The organism is Klebsiella sp. BIGb0138 (genome assembly GCF_004342285.1).
Taxonomy (GTDB): Bacteria; Pseudomonadota; Gammaproteobacteria; order Enterobacterales; family Enterobacteriaceae; genus Klebsiella.
This window is the reverse complement of the sequence record NZ_SMCV01000007.1, coordinates 20,363-35,729: the sequence shown is the minus strand read 5'-3', so window position 1 is coordinate 35,729 and position 15,367 is coordinate 20,363. Positions and strand designations below refer to the sequence as shown.

The following is a 15,367-nucleotide window of genomic DNA, read 5'->3' as shown; positions in this document are numbered from 1 at the left end:
AAATAAGATGGCGATAGAGAAGATTTTTACCCCCCAGGACGCGGACTTTTATGAGGTCGTCACCCATGCGGCCGGCCCGCAGGGGGCGCTGCCGCTGACGCCGCAGATGCTGATGGAGTCGCCGAGCGGCAATCTGTTCGGGATGACGCAAAACGCCGGCATGGGCTGGGATGCCAATAAGCTCACCGGAAAAGAGGTGCTGATTATCGGCACCCAGGGCGGGATTCGCGCCGGCGACGGTCGCCCGGTGGCGCTGGGTTACCACACCGGCCACTGGGAGATTGGCCTGCAGATGCAGGCGGCGGCGAAAGAGATCACCCGCAACGGCGGCATTCCGTTTGCCGCCTTCGTCAGCGACCCGTGCGACGGGCGCTCCCAGGGCACCCACGGGATGTTCGACTCCCTGCCGTACCGCAACGACGCGGCGATTGTGTTTCGCCGGCTAATCCGCTCGCTGCCGACGCGGCGGGCGGTAATTGGCGTCGCCACCTGCGACAAAGGTCTGCCGGCGACGATGATCGCCCTGGCGGCGATGCACGATCTGCCGACCATTCTGGTGCCCGGCGGAGCGACGCTGCCGCCGACCTTCGGCGAAGACGCCGGAAAAGTGCAGACCATCGGCGCGCGCTACGCCAACCACGAACTGTCGCTGCAGGAGGCCGCCGAGCTGGGCTGCCGCGCCTGCGCTTCGCCGGGGGGCGGCTGCCAGTTTTTAGGCACGGCGGGCACCTCGCAGGTGGTCGCGGAGGCGCTCGGCCTGGCGCTGCCGCATTCGGCGCTGGCGCCGTCGGGGCAGCAGGTATGGCTGGAAATCTCGCGCCAGTCGGCAAGGGCGGTCAGCGAGCTGGATAATCGCGGCATCACCACCCGCGATATCCTGACCGATAAGGCGATCGAAAATGCGATGGTGATCCACGCGGCGTTCGGCGGCTCGACCAACCTGCTGCTGCACATTCCCGCCATCGCCCATGCGGCGGGCTGCACGATCCCTGACGTTGCCCACTGGACGCGGATTAACCGCAAAGTCCCGCGGCTGGTCAGCGTGCTGCCGAACGGGCCGGACTACCACCCGACGGTGCGGGCGTTCCTCGCCGGCGGGGTGCCGGAAGTGATGTTGCACCTGCGCGATCTGGGCCTGCTGCATCTGGATGCGATGACGGTGACCGGCCAGACGGTGGGGGAAAACCTCGACTGGTGGCAAACCTCCGGGCGGCGCGAGAAATTCCGCCAGTGTCTGCGCGAGCAGGACGGCGTCGATCCGGATGATGTGATCCTCCCGCCGGCGCGGGCGAAAGCCAAAGGATTGACCTCAACGGTGGCCTTCCCGGTGGGCAATATTGCCCCGGAAGGATCGGTGATCAAAGCCACGGCGATCGATCCCTCCGTAGTGGACGACGACGGCGTGTATCGCCATACCGGGCGGGCGCGGGTGTTTATCTCGGAAGCGCGGGCGATCGGGGCGATCAAAAACGGCGAGATCGCGCAGGGCGATATTATGGTGGTGATCGGCGGCGGGCCGTCCGGCACCGGCATGGAAGAGACTTACCAGCTCACCTCGGCGTTGAAGCACGTCTCGTGGGGGAAAACGGTATCGCTGATCACCGACGCCCGTTTCTCCGGGGTGTCGACCGGCGCCTGTTTCGGCCATGTCGCCCCCGAGGCGCTGGCGGGTGGGCCCATCGGCAAGCTGCGCGATGGCGACATCATTGAGATCGCGGTCGATCGTCTCGCCTTAACCGGCAGCGTTAATTTCATCGGCACGGCGCAGCGGCGGCTGACGGCGGAAGAGGGGGCGGCGGAATTAGCGGCGCGAGAGCCGCATCCCGATTTGCACGCTCATGATTGTTTACCCGACGATACCCGCCTGTGGGCGGCGCTGCAGTCGGTCAGCGGCGGCACATGGAAAGGCTGTATATATGACACCGATAAAATTATTGAGGTGATTAACGCCGGTAAAAAAGCGCTCGGACTGTAATAAGAAATAGATTTTTTCGCCTGCGGAAAATATTTCGCAGGCGGCTTTGTCGCGCCTGAAATAAGCGTATTTCTCGCGTTTTATACATTTCATAACTCGCTAAAAATAAAAGATAAAAATATTAATCCTATTTTGTGGTTAATCCCGACGGTAATCACAAAAACCAAATAACATAATTCATAAATAAAAAATGACCATTGCTGTAAAAAGGAACAACTTCTTACACTCAATTAACACGAATACGTGAATTCAGCACACGCATCATGGGTGTATTCCTGACGCCGCAGCGGCTATTTATTGCCCTTTTCAGGTCCCTGACGTTTGCACCATATCCACTCTCTGGGGTTGGGGATAAATATGCAATTAACCATGAAAGATAAAATCGGTTACGGGCTGGGTGACACCGCCTGCGGCTTCGTCTGGCAGGCGACGATGTTTCTGCTGGCCTATTTCTACACCGATGTGTTCGGCCTGTCCGCAGGCATCATGGGGACGCTGTTTTTAGTTTCCCGCGTGCTCGATGCCGTCACCGATCCGCTGATGGGCCTGCTGGTGGACCGCACCCGCACTCGTCACGGACAGTTCCGCCCGTTCCTGCTGTGGGGGGCGATTCCGTTTGGCGTCGTCTGCATGCTCACCTTCTACACGCCGGACTTCTCCGCGCAGGGCAAAATCATCTATGCCTGCGTGACCTACATCCTGCTGACGCTGGTCTACACCTTCGTCAACGTGCCCTATTGCGCGATGCCGGGGGTTATTACCGCCGACCCGAAAGCGCGCCATGCGCTGCAGTCGTGGCGCTTTTTCCTCGCCGCGGCGGGCTCGCTGGCGATCAGCGGGATTGCGCTGCCGCTGGTGAATATCATCGGCAAAGGCAATGAGCAGGTGGGCTATTTTGGCGCGATGTGCGTCCTGGGGCTGACCGGCGTGGTGCTGCTGTACGTCTGCTTCTTTACCACCAAAGAGCGCTACACCTTCGAGGTGCAGCCGGGGTCGTCGGTGGCGAAAGATCTCCGGCTGCTGTTCGGCAACACCCAGTGGCGAATCATGTGTACTTTCAAAATGATGGCGACCTGCTCCAACGTGGTGCGCGGCGGGGCGACGCTGTACTTCGTGAAATACGTCATGGACCATCCGGAACTGGCGATGCAGTTTCTGCTCTACGGCAGCATTGCCACCATGTTCGGTTCGCTGGCCTCTTCGCGCCTGCTGGGCCGCTTCGACCGGGTGAAGGCTTTTAAAGCGATTATCGTGGTCTATTCCCTGATCAGCCTGCTGATTTTTGTCACCCCGGTGGAGTACATTGCGCTGATTTTCGCGCTCAATATCCTCTTCCTGTTCGTCTTTAACACCACCACGCCGCTGCAGTGGCTGATGGCCTCCGACGTGGTTGACTACGAAGAGAGCCGCAGCGGCCGCCGTCTCGACGGGCTGGTGTTCTCCACCTATCTGTTCAGCCTGAAGATCGGTCTGGCCATTGGCGGCGCGGTGGTGGGCTGGATCCTGGCCTACGTAAACTACTCCGCCAGCAGCAGCGTGCAGCCGGTGGCGGTCTTAACCACTATCAAAATTCTGTTCTGCGTGGTGCCGGTGGTGCTCTACGTCGGCATGTTCATCATGCTCTCACTCTACAAACTGAGCGATGCCCGGGTTGAGGCCATCAGTCAGCAATTACGCAAGCACCGCGCGGAGCAGGAAGAGGATGTGCCTGCCGTCGCCGCCGCGACGTCCAACTAACGAGGAGGCCAATATGTACACCATTACTAACCCGATTCTCACCGGCTTTAACCCGGACCCGTCGCTGTGCCGTCAGGGAGAGGATTACTACATCGCCACCTCCACCTTCGAGTGGTTTCCGGGCGTGCGCATTTACCACTCGCGGGATTTGAAAAACTGGTCGCTGGTGAGCACGCCGCTGGATCGCGTGTCGATGCTGGACATGAAAGGCAACCCCGACTCCGGCGGCATCTGGGCGCCGTGCCTGAGCTACGCCGACGGGCTGTTCTGGCTGCTGTATACCGATGTGAAAATCGTTGATTCGCCGTGGAAAAACGGCCGCAACTATCTGGTTACCGCGCCGTCGATCGAAGGGCCGTGGAGCGAGCCGATTGCGATGGGCAACGGCGGCTTCGACCCGTCGCTGTTCCACGATAGCGATGGGCGCAAATACTATATTTACCGGCCGTGGGGGCCGCGCCACCACAGCGACCCGCACTGCACCATCGTGCTGCAGGAGTATTTCCCGCAGACCCGGAGCCTGGCGAAGACGCGCAAAACCCTGTTTACCGGCACGGCGCTGCGCTACACCGAAGGGGCGCACCTTTATCACAAGGACGGCTGGTACTACCTGCTGGTCGCCGAGGGCGGCACCAGCTACGAGCACGCGGTGGTGGTGCTCAGAGCGAAAAATATCGACGGGCCGTACGAACAGCACCCGGACGGGACGCTGATGACCAGCTGGCATCTGCCGGAGAACCCGCTGCAGAAGAGCGGCCACGGGTCGCTGCTGGAGACCCACACCGGGGAGTGGTATATGGCCTATCTCACCAGCCGCCCGCAGCGCTTACCCGGCGTGCCGCTGCTGGCCTCCGGCGGGCGCGGCTACTGTTCGCTGGGGCGGGAAACCGGGATTGCGCGCATCAACTGGCACGACGGCTGGCCGTCGGTGGCAGGGGGCAAACACGCCCAGCTGAGCGTGCCGGGGCCGCAAATGGCCGAAAGTCGCGTCGTCGCTGACGAGAGCTGGCGGGATGAGTTTAGCGGCCCGGCGCTCAATCCGCAGCTGCAGACCCTGCGTATTCCGTTTGACGACACGTTGGGTTCCCTCAGCGCGCGGCCGGGCTTTTTGCGCCTGTACGGCAACGATTCGCTCAACTCCACCTTTACCCAGTCCACCGTGGCGCGGCGCTGGCAGCACTTTGCCTTTCGCGCCGAAACGCGGATGGAGTTTGCCCCGGAGAACTTCCAGCAGAGCGCCGGGTTAACCTGCTATTACAACAGCAAAAACTGGAGCTACTGCTTCGTTGACTATGAAGAGGGGCAGGGCAGAACCATTAAGGTATTGCAGCTTGACCACAACGTGCCGTCGTGGCCGCTGCACGAACGGCCGATTGCGGTGCCGGACGCGGCGCAGAGCGTGTGGCTGCGGGTCGATGTCGACCATCTCGTCTATCGCTACAGCTACTCGTTTGACGGCGAGGCGTGGCACAGCGTGCCGGTGGAATATGCCGCCTGGAAGCTGTCGGATGATTATATCGGCGGGCGCGGGTTCTTTACCGGCGCCTTTGTCGGCCTGCACTGCGAGGATATCAGCGGCGACGGCTGCCACGCCGATTTTGACTACTTCAGCTATGAGCCGGTAGTCGGGTAAGCCTCAGGCCGGGTAGCCCAGCGCTTTCGACAGCTGGCGCCCGGCCTCTTCCAGTAAAGCTCGATAGCGCGCGAGCTCGTGGTCATCGACGCGGGAGGTGAGCGTCGACAGGCTCAGCGCCGCGATGACGCGGGATTCATGGTTCCACACCGGCACCGCCACGCAGCGAACCCCCTGTTCGTTCTCTTCGCTATCCAGGGCGTAACCCTGGGCGCGAGTGCGGGCCAGCGTCGCCAGCAGCGCCTCGCGGGAGGTGAGGGTCGCAGGGGTAAACGGCGTGTACTGATAGCCTTCCAGCAGGGTATGCAGCTCCGCCTCGCTGAGCCAGGCGATCAGCACCTTGCCGATCGCCGTCGCGTGGATCGGCAGCCGGCGGCCGATGCGCGAGTAGGCGATGGCGGCGAGCTTGCCTTCAATTTTCTCAATATAGACGCCTTCGTGGCCGTCGAGAATGCCGAGGTGGGTGGTCTGCCCGGTGCGCTGCGAGAGATCCGTCAGCCAGCTTTTCGCCTTCTGGCGAATATCCATGGTGCCGACCACGAAATGGCCGCGCTCCACCAGCTTCATGCCCAGGCGATATTTGTCGTTTTCCGGGTTCTGGTCGATATAGCCGTGCAGCTGTAAGGTTTTGAGCAGCGAGTGAAGGGTGCTTTTACTCAGGCCCATGCGTTTGCTGATGTCGGTGATTTTGAGTTCCGTGGCCTGCTCGTTAAACAGGTCGAGGATCGTCAACGCACGTTCAACAGACTGAATAATAGGCATAATGCACGACCGCTCACGCTGGGGGGAAGGTGAAAAAGTACCTTTTTTACGCTGAAAAATCAAACGGCTGGCGCGGAAAGGGCGCGCAATATCACCTCAGGGAACATGTTCCCGGATGGCGGCGCGGCATCGACTGTAGCCCCGGTAAGCGCAGCGCCACCGGGGAATATATCCGGGTGCGGGCTAGACCCCCCGGATGGCGGCGCCAGCGCCTTATCCGGGCTACCGCATCTCGTGTAGCCCCGGTAAGCGCAGCGCGACCGGGGAATATATCCGGGTGCGGGCGGGAACCCCCGGATGGCGGCGCCAGCGCCTTATCCGGGCTACCGCATCCCGTGTAGCCCCGGTAAGCGCAGCGCGACCGGGGAATATATCCGGGCGCGGGTGGGAACCCCCGGATGGCGGCGCCAGCGCCTTATCCGGGCTACCACATCCCGTGTAGCCCCGGTAAGCGCAGCGCGACCGGGGAATATATCCGGGTGCGGGCGGGAACCCCCGGATGGCGGCGCCAGCGCCTTATCCGGGCTACCACATCCCGTGTAGCCCCGGTAAGCGCAGCGCCAGCGGGGAATATATCCGGGCGCGGTCGGGAACCCCCGGATGGCGGCGCCAGCGCCTTATCCGGGCTACCACATCCCGTGTCGCCCCGGTAAGCGCAGCGCGACCGGGGAATATATCCGGGCGCGGGCGGGAACCCCCGGATGGCGGCGCCAGCGCCTTATCCGGGCTACCACATCCCGTGTAGCCCCGGTAAGCGCAGCGCCACCGGGGAGAGGCGCCGGAGCGACAAGGAGGCTTACTTCACCTCAGCGAGGGCGGTTTTGTCGACGTACGGTTTCATCAGCGCGTCGGCCTCTTTCTGCGCCGCCTGCACCGCCGCTTCCGGCGTCACTTTGGCATCGTTAACCACCGCCGCCAGCTGGTTCTCCATCGCTTTACGCACGGCGACGGTCTCCCAGGTGGAGTACCACGGATGGGCGTATTTCAGCTGCTCGAGAGCAATCGCCGCGCGCGGGTCCTGCTGCAGATAGGCCTTCATTTCCGGCGTCTCGTAGGCGGCCTTGCGCGGCGAGAAGTAGCCGGTGAAACGGCTCCACTCGCCGTTGACCTGCGGGCTCACCAGATACGTCAGGAACTGATAGGCGGCTTTCTTCTGCGTATCGGAAATGCCTTTGAAACTCACCAGGCTGGCGCCGCCGATCGGCACCGCGCGCTGCTCTTTCGCCGGCAGCATCGCCACCCCGAGCTCAAAATCTTTGCTGTTCTCGCGCATAAAGCCCAGCGCGCCGGTGCTGAGCATCGCCATTCCCACCTTACCGGAGAAGAAGCTGGCGCTGATCTGCTTCGAGTTGAGGACGCCGGAGGGCATCACTTTGTCTTTGTAGATCAGATCCTGCCAGAAGCGCAGCGCCCCGATGGTGCTCGGCGCGTTGTAGTAGACCTCGCCGGGGTAGTCTTCGTTAAAGTATTTCCCGCCGTTGGCGCGTACCAGCGCCGAGAAGATCCAGCCGCCGTAATCGTCGTTGGTCGACGGCAGCATGATCCCCCACTGGCCTTTGCTCGCATCGGTCAGCTTTTGGGCATCCGCCAGCAGCTCGGCCCAGGTCTGCGGCGGCTGCTTGATCCCGGCCTGCTCGAACAGGGTTTTGTTGTAGTAGAGGATCGGCGTCGAGTTATGGAACGGAATAGCCCAGGTGGTGCCCATCACCTGGGCGTTCTTGTGCATCGCCGGCCAGAACTCGTTGACCAGGAAGTCCCCGGCCTTCTGGTCGCCATATTTAAACAGCTCGTCCATCGGCAGGATCTCATCCTTGAGCGCCAGGTCGGTGGTGAAGTTGGCGGACATAATCACCAGCGCTGGCGGCTGCCCGGCCTTCTGCGCCGACTCGGCTTTGATCTTGGTGGTGTCGTAGTTGCCGGTAAAGATCCCGCGCACTTCGACGTCCTGCTGCGAGTCGTTAAAGGCTTTGATGACGCGGGTCATCTCCATGGTCAGCTTGCCGTCTACCGGCGCCGGGAACATGAAATCGATCTTCTCTTTCGCCAGCGCCGTGCCGCAGAGGGCAAGCGCAAGCCCGACGGCTGTCAGGGTTTTAAGCATGGTCAATCTCCTGGAGTAAATTGTGCTGTTGCTCAGCATGAAAAAGATGAATATCCGCGGGCGAAAAGCCGAGGGTCAGCGTGTCGCCTTTCTCCGGCACCGCGCCGCGATGGCGGCGGCTAAAGCGCAGGGTGCCGATGGGGGTGCTGACGTGGAGCAGGTAATCGGCTCCCATCAGTTCTCGTTGCAGCACGGTGGCGGAGAGACGCAGGTGGCTCTCCTCCACGCGATCGCTGATATGTTCCGGACGAATGCCGAACCAGACCCGGGATTCGTCGCGATAGTGCGGCGGCAGCGGATGGCGCAGGTCGCCGAGCCGCACCTCGCCGTCGGCGCAGGGCAGCGACAGCAGGTTCATCGCCGGCGAGCCGATAAACCCGGCGACGAACAGGTTGGCCGGATGGGCGTAGAGGTACTCCGGCCGCCCGACCTGCTGGACGTGGCCGCCGTTCATCACTACGATGCGGTCGGCCATCGACATCGCCTCGGTCTGGTCATGGGTGACGTAGACGGTGCTGGTTTTCAACTGCTGGTGGAGATCCATAATGCTGTCGCGCACTTCGCTGCGCAGGCGCGCGTCGAGGTTGGAGAGCGGTTCGTCCATCAGGAACAGCCGCGGGTTGCGCACGATAGCGCGGGCCATCGCCACCCGCTGGCGCTGGCCGCCGGAGAGCTTCGCCGGCCTGCGGTCCAGCAGCGTTTCCAGCTGCAGCATCTGCGCCACTTTATCGACCCGCGGCTGCCAGCTGGCCTTATCTTCTTTCCGCACCTTCATGCCGAAGGTGATGTTGTCCTGCACCGACAGGTGCGGGAACAGGGCGTAGTTCTGGAAGATCATCGCGAAGTTGCGCTCGCGCGGCGACAGGGCGGTGATGTTCTCATCGTGCAGCCAGATTTCCCCCTCGCTCACCGGCTCCAGCCCGGCGAGCAGGCGCAGCAGGGTGCTTTTGCCGCAGCCGGAGGGGCCGACCAGCACCACGAACTCCCCTTCGTGGATATCCAGCGACAGATCGTTGAGGGCCGCTTTGCCGTCGAAACGCTTACTGATGTTTTGCAAACTAAGCATGAGGATTAGCGCTCTTCCGTTGGGCAACTGATGTTTTCGTCATATAGCCACGGCCCGGCGTGGTGGGTCAGCGGGTGCTGGTAGCTGACCCACTGCTCGCCCACCTGGCGGTGCATCAGGCACGACGCCGGCGACAGGTCGTAGTACGGGCGGCGGTCCTCGTGGAAATAGGGCACCTGATGGACGGTGCCCGGAATGGTGGAGACGATCGCCTGGCGATACTGGGTCAGGGTCAGGCTGTGGTTATGCCCGCAGAAGATGCGGGTCAGGGAAGGGAAGCGCTCCACCAGCGCCAGCAGGCGATGGCCGTTTTCGCAGGCGATGGGATCCATCTGGGCGTTGCCCAGCGGCAGCGGCGGGTGATGCATAAATACCGTGGCGGGTTTATCGCCGCCGTCGAACAGCTGGGCCTCCAGCCATTTGATGGTTTCATCCGTCAGCCAGCCGCTGGAGGTGCCGGCGCGGCTGGAGTCGATAAACAGCAGGCGGGTGGCGAAGTCGTCCACCGCGTAATGCACGTTCTGCGGGTCGCTGCCGAGCTGCGGGCACAGCGGGTGCAGGTATTCGAGAAACAGTGCTTTATCGTCGTGGTTGCCGGGGATCAGATACAGCGGATAGTTCAGGCTGCCGAGGATCTGGCGGGCAACTTCGTACTCCTGCGGGCGGCCGCAGTTGACGATATCGCCGCTGACCACCACCGCGTCCGGGCGCTCCGTCAGGGCGTTGAGCTGGGAGACCACGTCGGCGTTGGCGGCGTTGACGTCGATAAAGCCGTACAGCTTCTGCCCGTGGCTGCGGAAATGGGTATCGGAAATCTGGGCTAACAGCATAGATAACTCCTTATTTGATCCCGGAGAAGCCGAAGCTTCGCAGGAACTGTTTCTGGAAAAGGATGAACGCCAGCATCAGCGGCAGGCAGACCATCAGCGTCCCGGCGCCGATGGTGCCCCACTGGCCGCCGGATTCGGCGCCCATGGCGAAGGAGACCAGCCCCACGGTCAGCACCTGCTTATCGGGATCGTTGAGCATCATCAGCGGCCACAGATACTCGTTCCAGTGGTAGGTAATGCTGACGGTGGCGAAGGCCAGCACCGACGGCCAGGACATCGGCAGCAGCACGCGGAACAGCACCTGCCACCAGCGGCAGCCCTCCATCAGGGCGGCTTCTTCCAGCTCTTTGGGGATGGCGAGGAACGCCTGGCGCATCAGGAACACGCCGAACGCCGAGGTGAAGTAGGGCATCATCACCCCGGTGAGGGTGTTGAGCAGGCCGAAGGTTTTCAGGGTCAGCATGTTCGGCACCATCATCACCACCGGCATGATCATCAGCTGGACCAAAAACAGCAGGAACAGGGTCTGCTTGCCGCGGAACTCGTGGCAGGCGAAGACGTAGCCGGCGGTGGTGATGGTCAACAGCTGCACGAAGAAGGTGCCGAAGGTGAAGATAAGGGTGTTGGCGTAGAGGCTCAGCCAGTCGGCGCTGGCCCAGGCGTCGCGGAAGTTATCCAGCGTCAGCGGCAGGCGCGGCAGCAGCGAGGCCATATCTTCGCCGAAGGTGGTGGCGCTGAAGGCGGTGGCCAGCATCCAGATAAACGGACTGATCCACAGCAGGGCCAGGCAGCACATCAGTACGCTGAGGGTGAACGGCGGCGAACGGCGCAGACGCAGCCACAGCGGACGCGGGGCGCCCTGCGCGCGCAGCAGCGGCGGCGAGGCTTCAGCGCTCATAGTGGGCTCCTTTCTCCAGCAGTTTGAGGTTTATCAGCGAGAAGGCGAACAGCCCGGCCAGCGTCAGGAAGGTGGCGGCGGAGGCTTTGCCAAGATCGTGGGTATCCCACGCCAGGTTCTGGATGTAGTAGAGCAGCACGGTGGTGGCGTTGTCCGGCCCGCCGCGGGTCATCACCGCGACGTGGTCAATCTGGGTGATGGAGTAGATCAGCGCGGTGGTGATGACGAAGCTCAGGGTCGGGCGCAGCAGCGGCAGGGTGACCTTAAAGAACACCTGGCTGCGGGTGGCCCCTTCCATGATCGCCGCCTCGCGCGTTGAAGCCGGGATGCTCTGCAACCCGGCGAGGAAAAACAGCATGTAGTAGCCGGCGAACTTCCACACGCCGATCAGCGCCAGCGCCAGCAGAGCGCTGTTGCTGCGCCCCAGCCAGTTGTTGTTCATCGGCCCGAACAGTTTCGCCAGATAGTGGTCGAGCAGGCCGAGGCCAGGCATAAAGATAAACAGCCACAGCGCGGCGGCGCTGACCATCGGGATAATCATCGGGAAGAAGAAGGCGGTGCGCAGCCAGCGGTTGAGGCGGCGGTTTTCGTTCAGCGCCACCGCCAGCAGCAGGGCCAGCGTCACGCCGGGGACCACCGTCAGCAGGATATAGAGCAGGTTGTTGAGCAGCGACTGCCAGAAGACGTTATCGGCAAACAGGCGGACGAAGTTATCCAGCCCGACGAACGGCGCGCCGTCGCTGGCCATCCGGGTATCGAACAGGCTGTCGTACACCGAACGGCCCAGCGGGAACCAGGTAAACAGCAGTAAAAACAGCAGGGAGGGCGACAGTATCAGCCAGGGGAGCCAGGTTTTTCTCATGGTGGCAGACGTCTCGTTCAGGCGTTTATGGAAGCCCGGATTGTGAGAACGATTGACTGCAAAGGGATGGCGGGGAGATGACCGTTTAATGAACCTTCAGCGGGCGGCTGCTGAAGGAACGTGCCGGGCGGACGTGCCGCCCGGCGGAGAGGGACGACGTCAGAAATCGGCTTTCAGCACCACGCGATAACGGGCTTTACCCTCGCGCACGTGTTTCAACGCCTCGTTGATCTGCGACATCGGGAACAGCTCGGTGGTGGGGGCCACTTTGCTACGCCCGGCGAACTTCATCAGCTTGCGCAGCTCGGACGGGTTGCCGGTGGCCGAACCGGAGATGCTGCGGTCGCCGCTAATCAGGGTAAAGGCGGGTACCGGGAACGGCTTCATCACCGCGCCGACGGTATGGAAGTTGCCGCCGTAGGCCAGCGCTTCAAAGTACGGCTGCCATTCGAGATCCACCGCCACGGTGTTAATGATCAGATCAAACTGGCCGGCCAGCGCTTTTAGGGCTTCAGGATCGCGGCTGTTGACCACCCGATCGGCGCCCATCGCCAGCACTTCCTGCTCTTTCGCCGGGTTGGAGCTGAAAGCGGTGACTTCCGCGCCCATCGCCCGCAGCAGTTTAATCGCGATATGGCCGAGGCCGCCGATCCCGATCACTCCGACGCGGCTGGTGGCGGTGACGTGGTGCATCAGCAGCGGTTTAAAGACGGTGATCCCGCCGCACAGCATCGGGCCGGCGGATGCGATATCGATACTCTCCGGCAGAGGGATCACCCACTGCCAGTCGGCGCGCAGCTTGTCGGCGAAGCCGCCACGGTTGATGATGGTCGGTACCGAGCCTGCCAGACATTTGATCTGGTGGCCGCTGATGCAGGCGTCGCAGTGCCCGCAGCTGCGCGCCGTCCAGCCGATGCCCACCTTCTGGCCGATCTTCAGCCCCTTATCCTGCGCCGCGCTGCCCAGCGCCACCACGCGGCCAATCACCTCGTGGCCGGCGACCAGGGGATAGCTCGACATGCCCCATTCGTTATCGATCATCGACAGGTCGGAGTGGCAGATCCCGCAGTAGTCGACCTGCACTTCGACGTCCTGCGGCAGCAGTTCGCCCGCGTCGTACTCCCACAGCGACAGATCGGCGCCCGCTTCTTTGGCGGCGTAGCTTTTAATTGTGCTCATCACGATTTCCTTGGTTTGGCGGAGATAAACAGAAAGTGTAGAGCATGGGGCGGGGCGACGCCTGGCAGAAGGCGGGATCGTAGCCGGGCAGCCAGGCTGCCCGGCAGTGGTCAGCGGCCAGCGACCGGCCACTGGTTGAGGTGGATCCCGCGCTGGGGGGCGCTCTCGGCAAAATCATCCAGCACCGCCTGCACGTCCGGGTCGAGATAGCCGACGTTATCGTGCTCGACGATCACCACGCTCTGCTCGGGGATCTTCGCCAGCAGCGCCAGCAGGTGCGGGTTGTGCAAAAAGGTGAGGTTTTGCTGAATGCGCAGCACGTAGTGGTCGTCATAGCGCGCCAGCTGCAGCGAGTGACGATGGCTGCGCCAGATGCTGAACGCCACCTGGGCGGCGAGACCGATGCCGATCCCCGCCAGCATGCCAAAGGCGATGATGCCGCCAATGGTGGCGAGGAACGGCACGTACTGCGCCGCGCCCATGCGGAACTGGCTGATGAACAGCCGCGGGGTCGCCAGCTTATAGCCGGTATAGATCAGCACCGCGGCGAGGCTGGAGAGCGGGATCAGCGCCAGCAGGCCGCTGAACCACAGGCCGCAGATCAGCAGCAGAACGCCGTGGATAAAGATCGAGAGCTTGCTCCGGGCGCCGCTACTGACGTTGACCGAACTGCGGACGATCACCGCGGTGATCGGCATGGCGCCGAGCAGGCCGGAGAGCAGGTTGCCGACGCCCTGAGCGGCCATTTCGCGGTTCGGCGAGGGGGGAGGGTTCTGTGGACGCAGCTTTTTCAGCGCCTCCTGGCTGAGCAGGGTTTCGAGGCTGGCGACCAGCGCGAGGGTGACCGCCACCACCCATACCGACGGATTGCGCCACGCGCGCCATGCCGGGGCTTCCAGCTCGCCCAGCAGGTCGCCGAGGCTGGCGAACTCCGGCAGGGTAATGCGCGGCAGGGCGGCAAGCTGCGCCGGGGCGAGGCGGGAGAGCAGCAGGGTGGCGAGGCAGCCGAGCAGCACGGCGATCAGCGGGCCGGGGATCCAGCGCAGGCTCGGCACCCGGCGGACCAGCGGCGACCCCCACAGCATCAGCACCAGCAGGCCGCCCGCCGCGACGGCGATGGCGCTGATGGAGAACGCCGCCTCGCCGGCAGCCAGGTCGCGTAGGTCGGTCTCTTCAGCGGTGCCGAGGGCCACCGGGATCTGCTGCATAATCAGTAAAATACCGATCGCCGCCAGCATACCTTTGATCACGCTGGCGGGCACGAGGGAGATAAAGCGCCCGGCCCGCAGCACGCCGAATAGCAGCTGCAGCACGCCGGCCAGCACCAGCGCCATCAGGAAGGCGGAGAAGGAGCCGAGGGTTTCAATGGCGGCAACGACGATGGTGACCAGGCCGGCGGCGGGGCCGCTGACGGCAAAACGGGAGGGGCTGAGGGCGGTGACGACGATACCGCCGATGATGCCGGTCAGCAGGCCGACAAACGGCGGCAGGCCGCTGGCCTGGGCGATGCCGAGGCACAGCGGCAGGGCGACAAGGAAGACGACGACCCCGGCAAGGGAGTCCTGGCGAAGGGTATTCATGGGGCGTGCTCCTGTGGCGAGAGGTGTTCAACGAGGGTGGTCAGGTGGCCGGAGGCCAGGTCGTAGACGCAGCCGTGCAGGCTGAGCGCCCGCCCGCTGTGCAGAATCGCCTGCACCGGTTCGCAGCGGGTCAGCCGGGCGAACTGAGCGCGGACGTTGGCTTCCACCAGGGCGTTGAGGGCCTCTTTATCATCCCCCTCCTCTCCCGCCGCAACGGCGGGCGTCAGCTGGCGTATTTCGCCACCCAGGGTCTCGCGCAGCTGGCCGATACGCCGGGAGAGGGCCGAGGACTCCTGGGCCAGCGCCATCTGCGGCAGCGACAGCGCCGCCTGCACCCCGCCGCAGCCGTAGTGGCCGCAGAGCACCACCCGCTCCACTTCGAGATAGTGGAGGGCGTACTGCAATACGCTCATAAAGTTGTCGTCGGCGGGGTCAATCATGTTGGCGATATTGCGGTGGACGAACAGTTCGCCTGGATGGGAGCCGGTGAGCACCTCGGCGGGAACGCGGCTGTCGGAGCAGCCGATCCACAGCGAGTGGGGACGCTGGCCATCGACCAGCTTGTCAAAGTATTGCGGGTCGCGCTGGCGTTTTTGCAGCGCCCAGCTGCGGTTTCTGGCCAGCAGGGGTTTGAGGATCGTCACGTGCTTTCTCCTGAGTGAATTCAACGAGTGAATATGTCCATCGAGACTCGTACTGCGACTCCTAAAAATAGTCTTTACCGGAACTCTGGCGGCTGAGGAA

General features: G+C 63.0%; 12 protein-coding genes. 3 read left to right on the top strand and 9 right to left on the bottom strand.

All coding sequences use genetic code 11. The features are described from left to right. Window positions 1-7 precede the first annotated feature (7 nt). The 3 genes from EDF73_RS16165 to EDF73_RS16155 all read left to right on the top strand — a co-directional run bounded on the left by EDF73_RS16165 (window position 8) and on the right by EDF73_RS16155 (window position 5,345). On the top strand, window positions 8-1,975 hold the full coding sequence (locus EDF73_RS16165; RefSeq protein WP_132730117.1) for a YjhG/YagF family D-xylonate dehydratase: 1,968 nt from the start codon (window positions 8-10) through the stop codon (window positions 1,973-1,975). A 357-nt stretch (window positions 1,976-2,332) separates the two neighbouring features. Then, a complete protein-coding gene (locus tag EDF73_RS16160; protein ID WP_132730116.1) occupies window positions 2,333-3,712 on the top strand; it encodes a glycoside-pentoside-hexuronide (GPH):cation symporter in 1,380 nt (459 codons plus the stop codon). 13 nt (window positions 3,713-3,725) lie between these two features. Then, window positions 3,726-5,345: a glycoside hydrolase family 43 protein gene (locus tag EDF73_RS16155; RefSeq protein ID WP_132730115.1), complete on the top strand. Its 1,620-nt coding sequence runs from the start codon at window positions 3,726-3,728 to the stop codon at window positions 5,343-5,345. 3 nt (window positions 5,346-5,348) lie between these two features. Here the strand turns inward: EDF73_RS16155 and EDF73_RS16150 are convergent, their stop codons facing one another. From EDF73_RS16150 to EDF73_RS16110, 9 genes are all read right to left on the bottom strand, one after another. Beyond that, complete coding sequence (locus EDF73_RS16150; protein ID WP_132730114.1) at window positions 5,349-6,107, bottom strand: IclR family transcriptional regulator; 759 nt, start codon at window positions 6,105-6,107, stop codon at window positions 5,349-5,351. Window positions 6,108-6,903: 796 nt separating this feature from the next. Continuing rightward, window positions 6,904-8,208, bottom strand: a complete 1,305-nt coding sequence (locus EDF73_RS16145; protein WP_132730113.1) for an ABC transporter substrate-binding protein — start codon at window positions 8,206-8,208, stop codon at window positions 6,904-6,906. Then, a complete protein-coding gene (locus tag EDF73_RS16140) occupies window positions 8,201-9,274 on the bottom strand; it encodes an ABC transporter ATP-binding protein (protein ID WP_132730112.1) in 1,074 nt (357 codons plus the stop codon). Before EDF73_RS16140 ends, EDF73_RS16145 begins: the two co-directional genes overlap by 8 nt. A 5-nt stretch (window positions 9,275-9,279) precedes the next feature. Next, entirely contained in the window at window positions 9,280-10,104 is an 825-nt protein-coding gene (locus tag EDF73_RS16135) for a phosphodiesterase (RefSeq protein ID WP_132730111.1), read from the bottom strand. Between the two features lie 10 nt (window positions 10,105-10,114). Next, window positions 10,115-11,002 (bottom strand): carbohydrate ABC transporter permease, encoded by an 888-nt coding sequence (locus EDF73_RS16130; RefSeq protein ID WP_132730110.1) that lies wholly within the window; start codon window positions 11,000-11,002, stop codon window positions 10,115-10,117. Next, window positions 10,992-11,864, bottom strand: a complete 873-nt coding sequence (locus EDF73_RS16125) for a sugar ABC transporter permease (RefSeq protein ID WP_132730109.1) — start codon at window positions 11,862-11,864, stop codon at window positions 10,992-10,994. Before EDF73_RS16125 ends, EDF73_RS16130 begins: the two co-directional genes overlap by 11 nt. 159 nt (window positions 11,865-12,023) lie before the next feature. After that, complete coding sequence (locus EDF73_RS16120; protein ID WP_132730108.1) at window positions 12,024-13,043, bottom strand: NAD(P)-dependent alcohol dehydrogenase; 1,020 nt, start codon at window positions 13,041-13,043, stop codon at window positions 12,024-12,026. A gap of 110 nt (window positions 13,044-13,153) precedes the next feature. Next, the gene (locus EDF73_RS16115) at window positions 13,154-14,623 is read right to left on the bottom strand and encodes a solute carrier family 23 protein (protein ID WP_132730107.1); all 1,470 of its coding nucleotides are present in this window, start codon (window positions 14,621-14,623) and stop codon (window positions 13,154-13,156) included. Beyond that, a complete protein-coding gene (locus EDF73_RS16110; protein ID WP_132730106.1) occupies window positions 14,620-15,267 on the bottom strand; it encodes a carbonic anhydrase in 648 nt (215 codons plus the stop codon). Before EDF73_RS16110 ends, EDF73_RS16115 begins: the two co-directional genes overlap by 4 nt. Window positions 15,268-15,367: the final 100 nt, after the last annotated feature.

Coding starts and splice junctions, on each gene's coding strand:
- EDF73_RS16125 (WP_132730109.1), bottom strand. CDS start 11,864: ATGAGAAAAACCTGGCTCCCCTGGCTGATACTGTCGCCCTCCCTGCTG.
- EDF73_RS16135 (WP_132730111.1), bottom strand. CDS start 10,104: ATGCTGTTAGCCCAGATTTCCGATACCCATTTCCGCAGCCACGGGCAG.
- EDF73_RS16150 (WP_132730114.1), bottom strand. CDS start 6,107: ATGCCTATTATTCAGTCTGTTGAACGTGCGTTGACGATCCTCGACCTG.
- EDF73_RS16120 (WP_132730108.1), bottom strand. CDS start 13,043: ATGAGCACAATTAAAAGCTACGCCGCCAAAGAAGCGGGCGCCGATCTG.
- EDF73_RS16165 (WP_132730117.1), top strand. CDS start 8: ATGGCGATAGAGAAGATTTTTACCCCCCAGGACGCGGACTTTTATGAG.
- EDF73_RS16145 (WP_132730113.1), bottom strand. CDS start 8,208: ATGCTTAAAACCCTGACAGCCGTCGGGCTTGCGCTTGCCCTCTGCGGC.
- EDF73_RS16130 (WP_132730110.1), bottom strand. CDS start 11,002: ATGAGCGCTGAAGCCTCGCCGCCGCTGCTGCGCGCGCAGGGCGCCCCG.
- EDF73_RS16160 (WP_132730116.1), top strand. CDS start 2,333: ATGCAATTAACCATGAAAGATAAAATCGGTTACGGGCTGGGTGACACC.
- EDF73_RS16155 (WP_132730115.1), top strand. CDS start 3,726: ATGTACACCATTACTAACCCGATTCTCACCGGCTTTAACCCGGACCCG.
- EDF73_RS16115 (WP_132730107.1), bottom strand. CDS start 14,623: ATGAATACCCTTCGCCAGGACTCCCTTGCCGGGGTCGTCGTCTTCCTT.
- EDF73_RS16140 (WP_132730112.1), bottom strand. CDS start 9,274: ATGCTTAGTTTGCAAAACATCAGTAAGCGTTTCGACGGCAAAGCGGCC.